Annotated in this window: 14 protein-coding genes; 7 read left to right on the top strand and 7 right to left on the bottom strand. The window is 71.6% G+C overall.

What is annotated here, in order from left to right:
• Positions 1-84 precede the first annotated feature (84 nt).
• Together ACQPZW_RS40105 and ACQPZW_RS40100 are read left to right on the top strand one after the other, a co-directional pair.
• Complete coding sequence (locus tag ACQPZW_RS40105; protein ID WP_433791262.1) at positions 85-2391, top strand: HelD family protein; 2307 nt, start codon at positions 85-87, stop codon at positions 2389-2391.
• 159 nt (positions 2392-2550) lie between these two features.
• Positions 2551-3435 (top strand): GNAT family N-acetyltransferase, encoded by an 885-nt coding sequence (locus tag ACQPZW_RS40100; protein ID WP_433791261.1) that lies wholly within the window; start codon positions 2551-2553, stop codon positions 3433-3435.
• A 187-nt stretch (positions 3436-3622) separates the two neighbouring features.
• Here the strand turns inward: ACQPZW_RS40100 and ACQPZW_RS40095 are convergent, their stop codons facing one another.
• Positions 3623-4546, bottom strand: coding sequence for a sigma-70 family RNA polymerase sigma factor (locus ACQPZW_RS40095; RefSeq protein ID WP_433791260.1), 924 nt, complete (start codon positions 4544-4546; stop codon positions 3623-3625).
• 439 nt (positions 4547-4985) lie between these two features.
• Between ACQPZW_RS40095 and ACQPZW_RS40090 the strand changes: the two genes are divergently transcribed.
• Entirely contained in the window at positions 4986-5486 is a 501-nt protein-coding gene (locus ACQPZW_RS40090) for a DUF456 domain-containing protein (protein WP_433791259.1), read from the top strand.
• Between the two features lie 272 nt (positions 5487-5758).
• On the opposite strand, the gene ACQPZW_RS40085 is transcribed toward ACQPZW_RS40090, so the two are convergent.
• The gene (locus ACQPZW_RS40085; RefSeq protein WP_433797757.1) at positions 5759-6988 is read right to left on the bottom strand and encodes a D-alanyl-D-alanine carboxypeptidase family protein; all 1230 of its coding nucleotides are present in this window, start codon (positions 6986-6988) and stop codon (positions 5759-5761) included.
• A gap of 269 nt (positions 6989-7257) precedes the next feature.
• Positions 7258-7689, bottom strand: a complete 432-nt coding sequence (locus ACQPZW_RS40080) for a hypothetical protein (RefSeq protein ID WP_433791257.1) — start codon at positions 7687-7689, stop codon at positions 7258-7260.
• 184 nt (positions 7690-7873) lie between these two features.
• Here ACQPZW_RS40080 and ACQPZW_RS40075 point away from each other — a divergent pair, with 184 nt between their 5' ends.
• Positions 7874-8224: a histone-like nucleoid-structuring protein Lsr2 gene (locus ACQPZW_RS40075; RefSeq protein ID WP_433791256.1), complete on the top strand. Its 351-nt coding sequence runs from the start codon at positions 7874-7876 to the stop codon at positions 8222-8224.
• A 402-nt stretch (positions 8225-8626) separates the two neighbouring features.
• On the opposite strand, the gene ACQPZW_RS40070 is transcribed toward ACQPZW_RS40075, so the two are convergent.
• The 4 genes from ACQPZW_RS40070 to ACQPZW_RS40055 form a co-directional block, all read right to left on the bottom strand.
• Positions 8627-9502: an LLM class flavin-dependent oxidoreductase gene (locus ACQPZW_RS40070; protein ID WP_433791255.1), complete on the bottom strand. Its 876-nt coding sequence runs from the start codon at positions 9500-9502 to the stop codon at positions 8627-8629.
• A gap of 23 nt (positions 9503-9525) precedes the next feature.
• Positions 9526-9987: a MarR family transcriptional regulator gene (locus ACQPZW_RS40065; RefSeq protein ID WP_433791254.1), complete on the bottom strand. Its 462-nt coding sequence runs from the start codon at positions 9985-9987 to the stop codon at positions 9526-9528.
• A 77-nt stretch (positions 9988-10064) separates the two neighbouring features.
• The gene (locus tag ACQPZW_RS40060; protein ID WP_433791253.1) at positions 10065-11207 is read right to left on the bottom strand and encodes a PP2C family protein-serine/threonine phosphatase; all 1143 of its coding nucleotides are present in this window, start codon (positions 11205-11207) and stop codon (positions 10065-10067) included.
• 194 nt (positions 11208-11401) lie between these two features.
• A complete protein-coding gene (locus ACQPZW_RS40055; protein WP_433791252.1) occupies positions 11402-11794 on the bottom strand; it encodes an ATP-binding protein in 393 nt (130 codons plus the stop codon).
• A gap of 123 nt (positions 11795-11917) precedes the next feature.
• On the opposite strand from ACQPZW_RS40055, the gene ACQPZW_RS40050 reads away from it, so the two are divergent.
• The 3 genes from ACQPZW_RS40050 (at position 11918) to fgd (ending at position 14805) form a co-directional block, all read left to right on the top strand.
• On the top strand, positions 11918-12796 hold the full coding sequence (locus ACQPZW_RS40050) for an RNA polymerase sigma factor (protein WP_433791251.1): 879 nt from the start codon (positions 11918-11920) through the stop codon (positions 12794-12796).
• Complete coding sequence (locus ACQPZW_RS40045; protein ID WP_433791249.1) at positions 12745-13737, top strand: glycoside hydrolase family protein; 993 nt, start codon at positions 12745-12747, stop codon at positions 13735-13737. Before ACQPZW_RS40050 ends, ACQPZW_RS40045 begins: the two co-directional genes overlap by 52 nt.
• A 69-nt stretch (positions 13738-13806) precedes the next feature.
• The gene (gene fgd, locus ACQPZW_RS40040) at positions 13807-14805 is read left to right on the top strand and encodes a glucose-6-phosphate dehydrogenase (coenzyme-F420) (protein WP_433791248.1); all 999 of its coding nucleotides are present in this window, start codon (positions 13807-13809) and stop codon (positions 14803-14805) included.
• Positions 14806-14946: the final 141 nt, after the last annotated feature.

Raw genomic sequence — 14946 nt, 5'->3', positions numbered from 1 at the left:
CGCGTCTCGGCTATTCTGGTCGTTTGCCGAATGCTCCACGGGCAAACAAAAAGGCAACCATAAGAATGGCTGCCGAACGCCGGAATGATACCACAAAAAGGGGCGACTTTGTCAAGCTCGAGCGCCGACATCGATTCTGAGCAGGCGTACTTGACCACGCTCTACCAGCGCCTGGATCAATTGCGTGAGCAGGCCGACAACCGGTTGCGCGCGATCCTCCTGGAGGCGGGCGGCACCCCGCAGGGCCGCACGCAGCGGGAGGCCACCCGCGCCCACTATGCCGAACAACTGGCACAGTTCAATTCCGTCGAGAACGGGCTCTGTTTCGGGCGGCTCGACTTCTCCGCGGACAGCCCGCGCTACATCGGCCGACTCGGGCTCTTCGCCGAGGACCGCGACGCCGGCCCGCTCCTGGTGGACTGGCGGGCCCCCGCCGCCCGGCCGTTCTACCTGGCCACCGCCGTGCACCCGGAGGGCGTCACCCGGCGCCGCCACCTGCGCACCCGCGGCCGCGTGCTCACCGGCATCGACGACGAGACCCTCGACATCGAGGCCGGCGACGGCACCGGGCGCGAGGACGTGACCGGCGAGGCGGCGCTGCTCTCCGCGCTGACCGCCAACCGGACCGGCCGGATGCGCGACATCGTCGAGACCATCCAGTCCGAGCAGGACGAGGTGATCCGGTCCGGGCTGCCCGGCGTCCTCGTCGTCCAGGGCGGGCCGGGCACCGGCAAGACCGCGGTCGCCCTGCACCGGGCGGCGTACCTGCTCTACACGTTCCGCGAGCAGCTGACCCGCAGCGGTGTGCTGATCCTCGGCCCGAACCCCACGTTCCTCCGCTACATCTCCCAGGTGCTGCCCGGTCTCGCCGAGACCGGTGTGCTGCTGGCCACCCTGGGCGACATGTTCCCCGGTGTCCGCGCGCGCGCCACCGAGCCGCCCGCCGTCGCCGCGATCAAGGGCGGCGTCGACATGCTCGACGCCCTGGAGAACGCGGTCGCCGACCGGCAGACCCTGCCCGACGACTTCGTCGAGGTCGACCACGACGGATATCCGCTGCGCATCGAGCGTGAGGTGCTGCTCGCGGCACGGACCGCGGCCCGCCGCTCCGGCCGCCCGCACAACGTGGCCCGGCAGATCTTCGTGACCGAGGCCATCCACCAGCTGTCCCGGCAGATAGCCGAGCGCATCGGCGCCGACCCGCTCGGCGGCGACAACCTGCTCTCCGAGGCCGACCTCGCCGAGACCCGGCGCGAGCTGCGCGAGGACGTCGACGTCCAGCAGGCGCTGTTCGACTTCTGGCCGGTCCTCACCCCGCGTCAGGTGTTGCGCGACCTGCTCAGCGACGTCGGCCGGCTGGAGTCGGCCGGGCTGCCGCCCGAGCTGCTGCGCGACCGGTCGGCGGGCTGGGCACCCGCCGACGTCCCTCTTCTCGACGAGCTCGCCGAGCTCCTCGGCGTCGACGACACCCTCAAGGTCCGCGAGCGGCAGCGTCAGAGAAGAGCGGCCATCGAGTACGCGGAAGGTGTCCTCGAGATCGTCGAAGGCTCCCGGTCGCTGGACTTCGAGGACGAGGGCGCCGAGAAGGACGAGATCCTGTCCGCCCTGGACGTGGTCGACGCGGGTGCCTTCGTCGAGCGGCACGAGGTGATCGACACCCGCACCGCCGCGGAACGGGCCGCCGCCGACCGTACCTGGGTGTTCGGTCACATCATCGTCGACGAGGCGCAGGAGCTGTCCCCGATGGCCTGGCGCCTGCTCATGCGCCGCTGCCCGAGCCGCTCCATCACCGCGGTCGGCGACGTCGCCCAGACGTCCGAGCTCGCCGGGACCAACAGCTGGGAGCAGGTCTTCGAGCCGTACGTCGCCCAGCGCTGGCGGATCGTCGAGCTCAGCGTCAACTACCGCACGCCGGCCGAGGTGATGGCGGTCGCGGCCGACGTGCTGGCCGCCGTCGATCCCGCGCTGCGGCCGCCACGGTCGGTGCGGTCGGCCGGCGTGAGCCCGTGGGCGCGGCAGGTGACGCCGCCCACCCTCACCGACGAGCTCATCGCGGAGGTACGCAAGGAGGCCGCCCTCATCGAGGAGGGCCGTCTCGGTGTCCTCGTCCCGGAGCGGCTCGAGGAATCGCTCGGGGCGGCCCTGGTCGCCGCCGTGCCCGGAGCGGCCGTCGGCGAGCAGCCCGACCTGCTCAACCACGTGGCCCTGATGACGGTCCGCCAGGCGAAGGGGCTCGAGTTCGACTCGGTGCTGGTGATCGCCCCCGACGAGATCATCGCCGAGTCGCCGCGGGGACTGTCCGACCTGTACGTGGCGGTCACCCGGGCCACCCGCCGGCTCGGCGTCCTGCACACCGCCGACCTCCCGAAGGTCCTGGGCTCGCTGGGCTGACCCCGCGTGGTGACCCGTGGCGCGCGTCGGGTCACGGGTCACCACGCTCCGGTTGCCGGGATCGCTGCGGCGGGGCTGGCGTATTTGTCCGTAATGCGAAACTAGAGTGGCCGCGTGGCTGAATTCAGAGTGTCGGCGGCCAGTGCTGACGATGTAAGGGTGATCGCCGGATGGGCGGTGGCCGAGGGCTGGAACCCGGGCGACGGGGACGAGAGCGCCTTCTTTCCGACGGACCCGGGCGGATTCCTCGTCGGACGGCTGGACGGGCAGCCGATCACGTCGATCTCCGCGATCCGGTACGGGACGGAGCACGGCTTCATCGGGCTCTACCTGACCGTCCCGGAGTTCCGCGGGCGGGGCTTCGGATACCGGACCTGGCAGGCCGGCGTCGAACGGCTCGCCGGACGCAACATCGGACTCGACGGGGTGGTCGCGCAGCAGGACAACTATCGCAAGTCGGGATTCCGGGACGCCTGGACCACCACCCGCTACCAGGGTGTGCTGAGCGGGCTGCGGCGTGACTCCGCCATCGAGGTCACCGACGCACGCAGCGTCGGGTTCGACGACCTCGCCGCGTACGACCGACGGCACTTCCCGGCCGCACGGGACGCCTTCCTCGCCCTGTGGATCACCCTGCCCGGGCGGCGGGCCGTCGTCGCACGGCGCGGCGGGACGGTCGTCGGCTTCGCGGCGCGACGGCCGGCCGGCGACGTGGACCGGATCGGGCCGCTCTTCGCCGACTCACCGGAGATCGCCGAATCGCTGCTGGCGGCGCTGAGCGTGCCCGCGGGGGTGCGGCCGCCCGGCCCGAGCGGGGCACAACTGATCAGTGGCGGCACCGCCCTGCTCGGCGGCGTCGTGCCCGCTGACGGCGACGAGGTGCCGGTCATGATCGACGTGCCGGCCGGCAACCAGGCGGCCACCCGGCTCGCCGAACGAGCCGGACTCAAGCCCGCCTGGGACACGGCCCGGATGTACACCGGCGGCGTCCCGGAGATCAACCGGGCGGGAATCTACGCGGTCACGTCCCTCGAGCTCGGCTGACCCGTCGTCCCGCGAGTTGGGCCGGCCCCGCTGGGTGGATTGGCGGTCCTCGTGCCATCACGACGGGGCGCCTGTGCTCCTCATGTCGGCTGGGGGCTCGTGGCCGTACCGCTGAATGGATTTGATCTTGAAGAGACGGTGATGGGCCCGGCGTCCGGGGACGCCGAGCCCATCGTTGCCGGAATCGTCAGGCGGCGGAGGCCGGCTTGAAGCCGCGCCCGATCGCCGTGTGGCCGTGCGCGTTGGTCATCGCGAGGCGGCTGCGCAGCGTGGTGTTGCCGGCGATGTTCGCGTAGTAGGTGGCGCGGCGGCGGGCCGTGATGCTGTCCGGGTTGTCCGGGACCGGCGCCATGTCCGGGTTGAGGTGCGTGTTCAGGCCGTCCCGCAGCAGCGACAGCGCCTCGGCACGCAGCTGTGAGACCCGCGACTCGGTGACGCCCAGGTCGGCCGCGATGTCCGCCATCGGGCGCTCCTGCAGGAAGTACTCGTTGACGACGGTCTGCAGGCGCTCCGGCAGCGAGCCGATGGCGTGGTGCAGGTAGCCGATCTGCTCACGGCGCAGCAGCATCTCCTCCGGGCCCGGCTCACGCTCGGTGACCAGGTCGTCGGCGCTACTCGTGGTGAAACCCTGCAGCGACAGCACGGTCGCCCGCTGCACGTCGGTGTCGGTCTGGTGCAGGTCGGTCGTGGTGGTGCCGAGCGCCTGCGCCAGCTCCTCCGGGGTGGGCGTGCGGCCCAGCGTGGTGGTCAGCTGCTGACGGGTGACGTCGGTGTTGCGGGCCTTCGACCGCACCGAACGGGTCGCCCAGTCCAGCGCACGCAGCTCGTCGAGCAGGGCGCCGCGGATCCGGGTGCCGGCGAAGCGGTGGAACGGGACACCACGCTGCGGGTCCCAGCCGCGGGCCGCGGTGACCAGGGCGTGCAGGCCGGCGCTGGTCAGATCGTCGCGGTGGATGTGGTTCGGGATCCGGCTCAGCATGTCCCGCACCAGGTGACCGACCAGCGGCATGTGCGTACGGATCAGGTCCTCCTGCTCCCGCACCGTGAGCACGGGCGTGGCGGAAGCGGTGTCGGCGATGAGGTCGGCAGCGGTCGTCACGGTGCTGGTCATGTTTGTTTCCCCCGGTTGCTCGTCGGCGCCCCTGGCTGGGTGGGCACCGGCTGACAGGAGAAACTTTCAAGCGCGGAGGGTGCACGCTCTGGTCACGGACAGTTGCCTACCGGTTGCTTCAAATCCGCCCGCTCTTCCGGGGCTGCCTCCGAGGTCCTCGGCCCTGCTCCGACCCGGCCCTGCTTCGGTCCGGCCCTGCTTCGGTCCTCTGCCTCCTCCGGTCAGGCCTGGCCCCGTCTGGCCTGGCCCCGTCTGGCCTGGCCCCGTCTGGCCTGGCCCCGTCTGGCCTGGCCCGCCTTCCCTGCCTGGTCCGCCTTTCCGGTGTCGGAAGCTCGGGCGGCCCTGCTTGTTCCGGTTCGCTGTGTTTCGCGATGGCCTTCCATCGGCGGGCCAGGGGGTCGGTTGAGACTTCTCGTGCCGGTGCGGCAAGGTGTGCCGCATGGACCTGAGCGACACGAGCGCGGCCGTCACCCTCATCTCCGGCGCGGTGATCTTGACCGGGGTGATCGGGGTGCTTCTGCCGATCCTGCCCGGACTGCTGCTGACCTGGAGCGGGGTGCTTCTCTGGGCGATCTTCGGCGGCGGCTCGGGCAGCGCCCGGCTGCTCGTCGCCGTGATCGCCACGCTGATCGCCGGAGCCGGGCTGGTGGTCAAGTTCGTGTGGCCCGGCAAGAAGCTGAAGGACACCGGGATCCCGGCCCCGTCCGTGGCCGTCGGCGGCATCCTCGGCCTGATCGGCTTCTTCGTGGTGCCGGTCGTCGGCCTGGTGCTGGGCTTCATCCTGGGCGTCTGGCTGATGGAGCTCCGCCGCCTGGGCTCCGAGCGTGCCTGGCCGTCCACCCGCGCGGCGATCGCCGCAGTGGGCCTGTCCCTCCTGGTGGAACTCGCGTCGGCCCTGTTGATCGCCGTGCTCTGGCTCTTCGGCCTGGCCTTCTCCTAGGCGCCGCCCGACTGCCCTAGGCGCCGCCCGACCGTGTTTCAGGCAGCCCCTGTCGGGGCGGAGACGGCGGGCGCACCCGGTAACGGGTCCGGGCACTCTTGCCGCCCCCTATCGGCGGTGATCGAACCCGGTACCGCCACCGGGCACACCATCCGCCCCCAGCCAAGAGCGCCGCGCCCACCCGAACCGCCGACCGGGTGGCATACCGACCGGGCGTCGACGCTCGCCGACCCGATCACGCTGTGCCGAGGCAGACCCCGACTTGAAAGGGGCTAGGCGGCAGGAGTCGGTGGTCGCTGGTCGGCTGGACTCCGTTGGCGGCGCTGGCGGCGTTGGGTCAGCAGGAGCAGCAGCGGGATGGCGATCAAGGTGGCTGCCACCGAGACGGCCGCCACCACGGTGAGCCCGGTCGGGCCGCTCGGGTGGGCTGCCTGGACGGCGGCGCCCCCGGCCGCGCTGGTCGCCTCGGTGGTGACCGACGACGCTCTGGCGGCCGCCGCCACCTCCTCCGGTGTGATCAGTTTGCCGACCGACGTGCCGGCCGGCAGGGCGAAACCCCAGTCGAGGAGTGCGGCGCCCTGCTCCCAGCCGCGCAACGGCCGGGCCTCGGCGCCGAGAAGGGTGGCGACCAGGGTCCGTCCATTGCGGGTGGCGGCGCCGACGTAGCTGTGCCGGGCCAGGGTGGTGAAGCCGGTCTTGCCGCCCAGCGCGCCGGGATAGTTGTAGATCAGCTTGTTCTCGTTCTGGAACTGGAACCCGCCGACCTTGGGCTTCTTCTGGGCGGGCATCTGCGCCGTCTTCGTGAGCACATATTTGCGGAAGTCGGCGCTGGCGAAGCAGACCCGGGCGATGAGCGCCAGATCGTACGCGCTGGTGAACTGCCCTTGACCGTCGAGGCCGGACGGGGTGACCGCATGCGTCTGGCGCGCGCCGAGCGAGGCGGCCCTGGCGTTCATCGCGGCGACCGTCTTCTGTAGACCATCGGGGCCGCCGCCACCGGCCAGACGGGCGAGCGCGTTGGCCGCGTCGTTGCCGGAGTTGAGCATCAGGCCCAGCCACAGCGTCGAGATCGAGTACGTGCCGCCGACCACCAGGCCGACGGCCGAACTGCCCGGCTCGATGTCGAGGTCGCCGTCGGTGACGGTCATCTTCCGGGCCGGGTCGAGCTGATCGATCGCGGTCGCGGCCAGCAGCATCTTCTGCACGCTGGCGGGGGTCTGGTGCACGTGTGGGCCGCACGCGCCGAGCACCTCACCGGTGCCGAGGTCGGCGACCAGCCAGGTGGTCGCGGTGAGCGCGGGCGGGCCGGCACTGCCCTCCGGCACGACCAGGCCGTGTGTCGCGAGGGCCGGGCCGCCGACCGCCATGTCCTCGGCCACCTCGGCGGGTGGTACGGGCCGCGGCGGCGCGCTCGGCTTGGCGACCTTCGGCTTGGGACAGGGCACTTCGGCGATGGCCTGCGAGACGGCCACGGGTGAGGCGACGGCCCGCGAGACGGCCACGGGTGAGGCGACGGCCCGCGAGACGGCCACGGGTGAGGCGACGGCCCGCGAGACGGCCACGGGTGAGGCGACGGCCCGCGAGACGGCCACGGGTGAGGCGACGGCCTGCGAGGTGGTGCCGTGCGACGTCACGGCCCGCGCGAGGGCCACGGATGCGCTGACGGGCTGTGGCGTGCCGGGTGAGGCGCCGGTGGTGCGGTGGGCGGCGGCCGGCGTGCCGGAGAGCGGGACGGCCAGCAGGACCGCGGCCAGCGCCGCCGGCAGGGTCTTCACGGCCAGCGGTCGCCGGCGGTCAACCGGCGCTCCAGCAGGGTGGCCAGGGGGATCGTCTCACCGTCACCGCCGCCCGCACCCACGATCAGGCGGGCGGCGCTGGGGGAGAGGTCGGCTCCGGCGAACCGGGCCCGCAGCGACGGGGCGACGGTGAGGACGTAGTAGCCCCCGTCCTCACCGACGGCGACCGAGCGGTCCGACTTCAGATACCACCCGCGGACGTGTGTCTTGTAGGTCGACCGGCCGTCCAGACTCCGCGCGGTCAGCACGTGCGGCCGCAGCCCGTGCTCGCCGGCGCGGTGGACGAAGTCGTCGAGCAGGGCCTCGGCGCGCCGGGTCTCCGCGGCCCGGTCGGCCTCCAGAGCGGCGGCACGAACGGCCACGGCACGCCGTTGCTGCTCCCGCCAGGCGGCCTGCTCGTCCTGCATGGCGCCGACCCTAACGTGGCAACCCGGCCCTCGGCCAACCGGGCTTTGACGGATTCGGCTCCCATTCCCGGTCCCATTCCGATAACCGACGGGAAAGAATTGCCGGATCGCGGTCAGGAGTTGCGCGGCGGCCCGGTTCCGCGCCAGACTGGGCGCGGTTGAATTATTCATCTCGGGAGTCGTTATGGCGCGGCAGGTAATCACCACCCTGATCGACGATCTGGACGGCAACAAGGCGGATCGGACTGTCGAGTTCAGTCTCGACGGCGTCAGCTACACGATCGACCTTTCCGAGGCCAATGCCGGAAAGCTGCGTAAGGCTCTGGACCCGTTCATCAGCGCGGGCACTCGCCTGGGTCGCAACACGTCGGGGCGCATCCCGTCGCGTGGTGCTGCCCCGGTCCGTACCGCCGGCTCGCGTGACGAGAACCGGTTGATCCGCGAGTGGGCGATCAGCAACGGGCACAAAATCTCCGAGCGGGGCCGCATTCCGCAGGAGGTCAGCAACGCCTACCGGGCCGCGCACGGCCGCTGATTCGCACCGTTGTCGCCGTGCCGGCGCCGGACCGGCACGGCGAGTGGCCGCTGCCCTCGGAGCACCCCGGGTGAGAAATCCCACTCGATCTTCGCTGAATCGTTAACAGTCCGAATTGGACTGGGAAATACTTTCCGGACGCCGAGCACCAAAGGCGCGACGAGCAGCAAAAGCCCGGGCGGCTGTCAGCAAAGGTCCAACCGCGATGCCCGAAAGGCAGGCCGCAGGGGACCATGGACCGGGGCACCGCGCCGCAGAGGACCGGCCGACGAGCGGTCCAGCGGCCGGTCAACGCAGGACCGCCCGACGGTCAGAAGCGCGATCCGGCCGTCAGCAACAGAATGCCGGCCGGGAGCGCGGCGAACCCGGTGACGTCGGGCGGTCGAACCGGCGATGCGGTCGTCAAAGGCGCAGCCGGGGCAGTTCGGCGGCCACCGCCTCCAGCACCTTCTCGTCGCCGGCATACCAGCTCGACTCCCGCGGCCAGTGCGCGATCACGTCGGTGAACCCGAGCTCGCGGGCGCGCCCGACCGCGTCGGTGAAAGCCTCCACACTGCTCATCGAGAAGGTCGGTGACGTGTCCAGGTTGAGGTAGCGGTCCACCGAGTCGAGCGGCCGGCCGGTCGCTTCCAGCGTCGCGGCGAATCGGTCGTTGAGCACGGAGACCTCCTTCCACCACAGCTCGGCGCTGTCGACCTGCGGGCCGGTGGTGACCCAGCCGTCGCCGTGCCGGGCGGCGAGGCGCAGTGCCCGCGGGCCGTTGGCGGCGATGACGAACGGAGGCCGTGGCTGCTGGATCGGGCCGGGGATGCTGCGGGCGTCGACGGCCGAGAACCAGTCCCCGGACCAGGTGGTCGACGGCTGCCGCAGGATCGTGTCGAGCAGTTCCAGGAACTCGGCGAAACGGTCCACCCGGGCGCGGGGGGTGAGCTGCGGCTGCCCGAGCACCGCCGAGTCGAAGCCGATGCCGCCGGCACCGAGGCCGAGGACGAGCCGGCCGGCCGAGATGTCGTCGAGGGCGGTGGCCTCGCGGGCGAAGTGCACCGGGTGCCGGAAGTTCGGCGTGGCCACATATGTCCCCAGCCTGATCCGGGAGGTGACCGTGGCGGCCGCCGTCAGGGTCGGCACCGAGTCGAACCACGGGCCGGCGATCAGGTCACGCCAGCCGAGGTGGTCGTAGGTCCAGGCGTGGTCGAAGCCGTACTCGTCGGCGAGGCGCCAGCGGCGGCCGGCGACGGCCCAGCGCTGGTCGGGGAGGATGACGATGCCGATACGCACCGCCGAAGCCTACCGGGGCGGGGTCAGGCGCTCCGCCGGTCCTGTCGGCCGCGGGCCTCCGGGGTGGCGGCGGTCTCGAACGACTGCAACGCCCCCAGCAGGTCCTGTCGAGCGCCCACCGGCATCCGCTCCAGCACCTCGGCGAGCGCGGCGCGGCGACGCTCCCGCAGGTCGGCCAGGAGCCGCCGGGACGCCGAGGTGAGCAGCAGCCGCACCTCGCGACGGTCACGCGGGTCAGCGACCCGGCGTAGCAGGCCGGTCGCCTCCAGACGGTCGCAGAGGCGGCTCGCCGATGACGGCACCACGTCGAGGGCCTCGGCCAGCCGGCTCATGTTCGTGTGCCGGTTGGCGGCGACGATGGTGAGCACGCGAAGCTGAGCGGGGGGAACGGTGGGCTGCTGGGCGTTGCGGGCCCGTTCGAGGACGGCCACCAGCGCCTCCACCGACGACTCGACAGCCGCGGCGATCTCGGTGGCACGATCCATCCCGTATCCCCGTCATCGCAAGTCAGCGGGCTCGTCAGCCTGCATTTATACCCGGTCGGGCGCCCTTGGAAACATGATCAGCGTCGCCAGTCCAGGCAGACCATGACGGCGTCATCCTCCGGATCGGCGCCGGCGTGGTATTCGCGCAGACCCCGCAACACCGTACCGACCGCCTCGGTGGCCGGCTGCAACCGTGTCCGGCGAAGTGCGCTGAGCAGCCCGGATTCGCCGAAGTGGGGGAGCCCGGTGGGGGTGGCGGCGTGTACGCCGTCGCTGACCACCAGCATCCGGTCGCCGGGTTCGAGCTGGAATCGCTGGATCTCGTAGTGGGCCTCGCCGAACATGCCGAGCGGCAGTTGCTGCTCCAGTGTCACCTGTTCGATGCCACTGCCGCGGGCGATGAGGCAGTGCGGCGAGCCGGCGTCGACGGCGGCCACGCCACCGCTGACCAGATCGACATCGAGGAGCAGTGTGGCGGCGTGGTAAGCCCCGGAGTACCGGGCGTGGATCGCGTCGGAGGCGAGCTCGGCCTGCTCGACGATGTCGGCCCCGAAGCGGCGGGCGTTGCGCATGGCGTTGACGGCCAGGGAGGTGAGCAGGGCGGCCTCCATCCCGTCCCCGTGGCCGTTGAGCACGGTCAGGGTGAGGTGGTCACCCTCCAGCGCCCAGTCGAAGTGGTCGCCGCGGACGTCGTACGCCGGCTCGAGCTGACCGGCGACCAGGAACCGGTCGTCGCCGAGTGCCCGGCCGGGCAGCAGGTCCCACTGCAGCTCGGCGGCCATGGTGAGCCGGCCGCGGCGGCGGGCGCGGTGGTAGCGGTCGGTGGCCGTCTCGGCGGCACGCAGCGCGATGGCCAGGTCGTCGCTGTCGGCGGCGAGCCGCTCGGACGGGTCGTCGGCGGGTGTGGTGGGCAGTTCGACGCGGAGCACGCCGACCCGCTCGCCCCAGCAGGTGAGGGGAAGGTGGAGCCGGACCTGGCCGCCGGGGGCGCGCTCGGTGCTCGTCCGCTGGCTGCCGAAGCAGCGTATGGCGGTGGTCGCGTCGGCGGGTTCGGGATCGCCGATCAACGGGTGCAGGCGGGTGCCGGTGAGATCGGGCACGAGCACCTGCACGTCGACGGCGGCGAAGTGTTGCCGGAAGTGCTCGGCGGCGACCTCGGGCAGGCGGTCGGGTGGCGCGGCTCGTAGGAGCGAGCCGAGGGGTGCCGGCTGATCGGACATTCCAGACTCCTCTCACGAAGCGGCGTGCTGAGCGACAGCGAACGATGGCCACGGCGGAAGACGCCGATGGACGACGAGAAGGCGGACGGCGAGCGTCCGCGGCCGGCGCAAGGTACGACGGCTGGTTATTTGTTATACGGCAACCAAAATCGCGCCGGTGCACCCCACCCAGGGGCGACCCGGCGCGACCGGCCTCAGGCGAAGGACTTCTCGAAGTGGATCAGACTGCCACTGCGCGGGCTGGAGTGCATGCGAACGTTCTCGCCCAGCGCTTTGATCAGGAGAAGGCCACGCCCGCGCTCGCTGGTCGGCGACGGGACGGCGTCCACCTCGGGGTCGAACCCCGCGCCGTTGTCCATCACGTCGATGGAGCACCGGTCCTCGCCGACGTCCAGGCGGACCTCGAACTTCTCAGCACCGGCGGCGTGCTTCACCACGTTGGCGCACGCCTCGGTGAGTGCGATCTCCAGATCGGCGCCGGCCTGACCGTCCACGCGGAGGATGGTCAGGGCGCACCGCAACAGCCGGCGCACGGCGGGGACACTGTCCACCTCGCGGGGCAAGTTGAGCCGAACCGACATGCGCATGACGTTTCTGTGCCCGATCGGCCGCCCTCTTAACCGTGACGCGGATGACCGGGTCACTGATTCGTGTTATCCATGTGGGCCGCGCCCGTCTCCCTGTGCAGCGGATACACGGAGTGGAGAGACATGGTGGGACAACCTGACACGGCGACCGTCATCGCGGCCCGCGCCGGCGATCCGGTGGCGGTCGACCGGCTGGTGGCCGGATATCTGCCGCTGGTCTACACCATCGTGGGCCGGGCCCTGGAGGGGCACGCCGACGTCGACGACGTGGTCCAGGAGGTCATGCTCCGGGTCCTGCGCAACCTCGGCGAGCTGCGCGACCCGTCGGCGTTCCGCTCCTGGCTGGTCGCGATCACCGTGCGCCAGGTCCGGGAACGCTTCCGCGCCCGGCCGCCGGCCGACCCGCTCGACCCCGATCTGCGCGATCCGGGCGCCGACTTCACCGATCTGGCGATCACCCGGCTGGAGCTCTCCGGCCAGCGCCGCGAGACCGCCGAGGCGACCCGCTGGCTCGACGACGACAACCGCGAGCTGCTCTCGCTCTGGTGGCTGGAGGCCTCCGGCGAGCTCACGCGGGACGAGATCGTCGAGGCGAGCGGCCTCGGCCGCCAGCACGCGGCGGTCCGCATCCAGCGGATGAAGGCCCAGCTGGAGACGGCACGGGCGGTGGTCCGGGCGCTGCGCGGCCCGCACTGCGCGGAGCTGGCCGGCGTTCTCACCGGCTGGGACGGTCGTCCCAGCGCGCTCTGGCGCAAGCGCATCGCGCGGCACACCCGCGACTGCCGGCTCTGCTCCCCGGCCTGGCAGAACCTCGTCGAGGCGGAGCGGTTGCTGGCCGGCATGGCGCTCATCCCCCTGCCACCGGGCCTCGCGCTTTTCAAAATCAACACCCTAGGGGTACGGCCACCGGCGCCGTTTCCACCGCGGCGTCCGCAGCGCCCACCTCGATCGTGGCGAAGACCGGTGGCATCGTGGCCCAGAAGGTGCTCGCCGGCCTGCTGACCACCGGAGTCGTGGCCGGTGGCGGGGCGGCCGTCTGGTCGTACAACACCCCGGCGGAGCCGCTGACCCCCGCGGCCGCCGTCGCCTCACCGCAAGCACCGCCCTCGTCGGCCGCCGCGCCCTCGCCCACGCCGTCGGTGGCCAGGCCGTCGCCGTCGGCCTCCCGTCCGTCCTCCTCGGCGCCCGCCGCGCCGCCGGTGGTGAGCGCCTCGGCCAAGAAGGGCGCCGCGGTGTGGAAGTTCGCCGGCGCGAAGGGGGCGCTCGACGACGTCGGCGCGTCCTGGTATTACTCCTGGTCGGCCAATGACAACGAGGTGCCCGGCCCGGCGGACGTCGAGTTCGTGCCGATGGTCTGGGGCGCCGCCAACGTCACCGACGCGACGCTCCGGGAGGTCAAGGCCGAGGGGGACGTGCTGCTCGGCTTCAACGAGCCCGACCTGGCCGAGCAGTCGAACATGACCGTCGAGGCCGCCCTGGCCGCCTGGCCGAAGCTGGAGGCGACCGGGATGAGGCTGGTCAGCCCGGCCGTCGCGTTCGGGGGCGACACGGCCGGCGGCTGGCTGGACCGCTTCATGACCGGCGCGAAGTCGAAGGGGCTGCGAGTCGACGCGATCGCTCTGCACTGGTACGGCTCCGACTTCAGTGCCGCCTCGGTCGACCAGTTCCTCGGCTACGTCGACGCCGTGTACAAGCGGTACCGGAAACCCATCTGGATCACCGAGTTCGGCCTGATCAACTTCAGCGGCTCGCCGAAATACGCGAGCGACGCGCAGAAGGTGGCGTTCATCAAGGGCACCACGACGGGGCTGGAGAAACGGTCGTACGTCGAGCGCTACGCCTATTTCGGGCTACCCGCCGTGGGGGACAGCGTCGACTTCGGGCTCTACCGCGACGCCGACAGCCCGACGGCGGCCGGGAGGGCGTACCGGGCGGCCGGGTGACCGGATCCACACTGGAGCGCTCCGGCTGAACGCGGGGTCCCACCGCCGGGTCGAGGCTAGTCTTCGGTAATGATTCGGTTCGGGTACAAGGCGTCGGCGGAGCAGTTCGCGCCGGCTGAGCTGCTCAAGTACGGCATCATGGCGGAGGAGCTGGGCTTCGACTCGGTCTTCGTCAGCGACCACCTGCAACCGTGGCGGCACGACGGCGGCCACGCCCCGGCGGCCCTTCCGTGGCTCGGGGCGCTGGCCGCCCGTACCGAGCGGGTGCTGATCGGGACCAGCGTGCTGACCCCGACCTTCCGCTACCACCCGGCCGTGGTGGCGCAGGCCTTCGCCACCCTCGGCTGCCTCGCCCCGGGCCGTGCGATCCTCGGCGTGGGCTCCGGCGAGTCCCTCAACGAGGTCCTGCTCGGCACGCAGTGGCCGGACGGCAAGGAGCGGTTCGCCCGGCTCAAGGAGGCGGTCCTGCTGATCCAGAAGCTGTGGGCCGAGGACCGGGTGACGTACGAGGGGCAGTTCTACAAGACCGAGAACGCCACCATCTACGACAAGCCCGATCAGCCGGTCCCCGTCTACATCGGGGCCTCCGGTCCGGCCGCCACCCGTCTGGCCGGCCGGATCGCCGACGGGTTCATCACCACCAGCGGCAAGGGGCACGCGCTCTACACCGACACGCTGCTCCCGGCCGTCACCGAGGGCGCCGAGAAGGCCGGCCGCAAGATCGACGACCTGGACCTGCTGATCGAGGTCAAGGTGTCCTTCGACGACGACATCGAGCGGGCCCGCAACGACACCCACTACTGGGGCGCTCTGGCGCTGTCGCCGGAGGAGAAGACCGGCGTCGAGGACCCGATCGAGATGCAGCGCCTCGCCGACGCGCTGTCGGTGGAGCGCACCGCCACCCGGTGGATCGTCTCGTCCGACCCCGACGAGCACGTCGCCAAGGTCGCCGAGTACCTCGACATGGGCTTCAAGCACCTGGTCTTCCACGCGCCCGGCCCGGACCAGGAGCGCTTCCTGCGCCTCTACTCGGAGCAGATCCTCCCGCAGCTGCGCAACCACGCCTAGATCCCAGCCGCCCGCTGTCGCTCGCGGTTGTCGTCCGGTCGGCGGCACCGTGGTTGGCTGTCTCGGCCGTGGCTCGCCGTTGTGGTCCGGTCGGCGACCATGCGGTTGGCCGTCGCTCGCCGTTGTCGTCCGGTCGGCGAC

Source organism: Actinoplanes sp. CA-252034 (assembly GCF_050956125.1).
Taxonomy (GTDB): Bacteria; Actinomycetota; Actinomycetes; order Mycobacteriales; family Micromonosporaceae; genus Actinoplanes.
Note: the sequence above shows the minus strand (reverse complement) of the source record. Positions and strands in the feature narration are given on the sequence as shown.

Coding starts and splice junctions, on each gene's coding strand:
- ACQPZW_RS40065 (WP_433791254.1), bottom strand. CDS start 9,987: ATGGATCGTGCCACCGAGATCGCCGCGGCTGTCGAGTCGTCGGTGGAG.
- ACQPZW_RS40060 (WP_433791253.1), bottom strand. CDS start 11,207: ATGTCCGATCAGCCGGCACCCCTCGGCTCGCTCCTACGAGCCGCGCCA.
- ACQPZW_RS40050 (WP_433791251.1), top strand. CDS start 11,918: ATGGTGGGACAACCTGACACGGCGACCGTCATCGCGGCCCGCGCCGGC.
- ACQPZW_RS40080 (WP_433791257.1), bottom strand. CDS start 7,689: ATGCAGGACGAGCAGGCCGCCTGGCGGGAGCAGCAACGGCGTGCCGTG.
- fgd (WP_433791248.1), top strand. CDS start 13,807: ATGATTCGGTTCGGGTACAAGGCGTCGGCGGAGCAGTTCGCGCCGGCT.
- ACQPZW_RS40075 (WP_433791256.1), top strand. CDS start 7,874: ATGGCGCGGCAGGTAATCACCACCCTGATCGACGATCTGGACGGCAAC.
- ACQPZW_RS40055 (WP_433791252.1), bottom strand. CDS start 11,794: ATGCGCATGTCGGTTCGGCTCAACTTGCCCCGCGAGGTGGACAGTGTC.
- ACQPZW_RS40095 (WP_433791260.1), bottom strand. CDS start 4,546: ATGACCAGCACCGTGACGACCGCTGCCGACCTCATCGCCGACACCGCT.
- ACQPZW_RS40090 (WP_433791259.1), top strand. CDS start 4,986: ATGGACCTGAGCGACACGAGCGCGGCCGTCACCCTCATCTCCGGCGCG.
- ACQPZW_RS40105 (WP_433791262.1), top strand. CDS start 85: ATGATACCACAAAAAGGGGCGACTTTGTCAAGCTCGAGCGCCGACATC.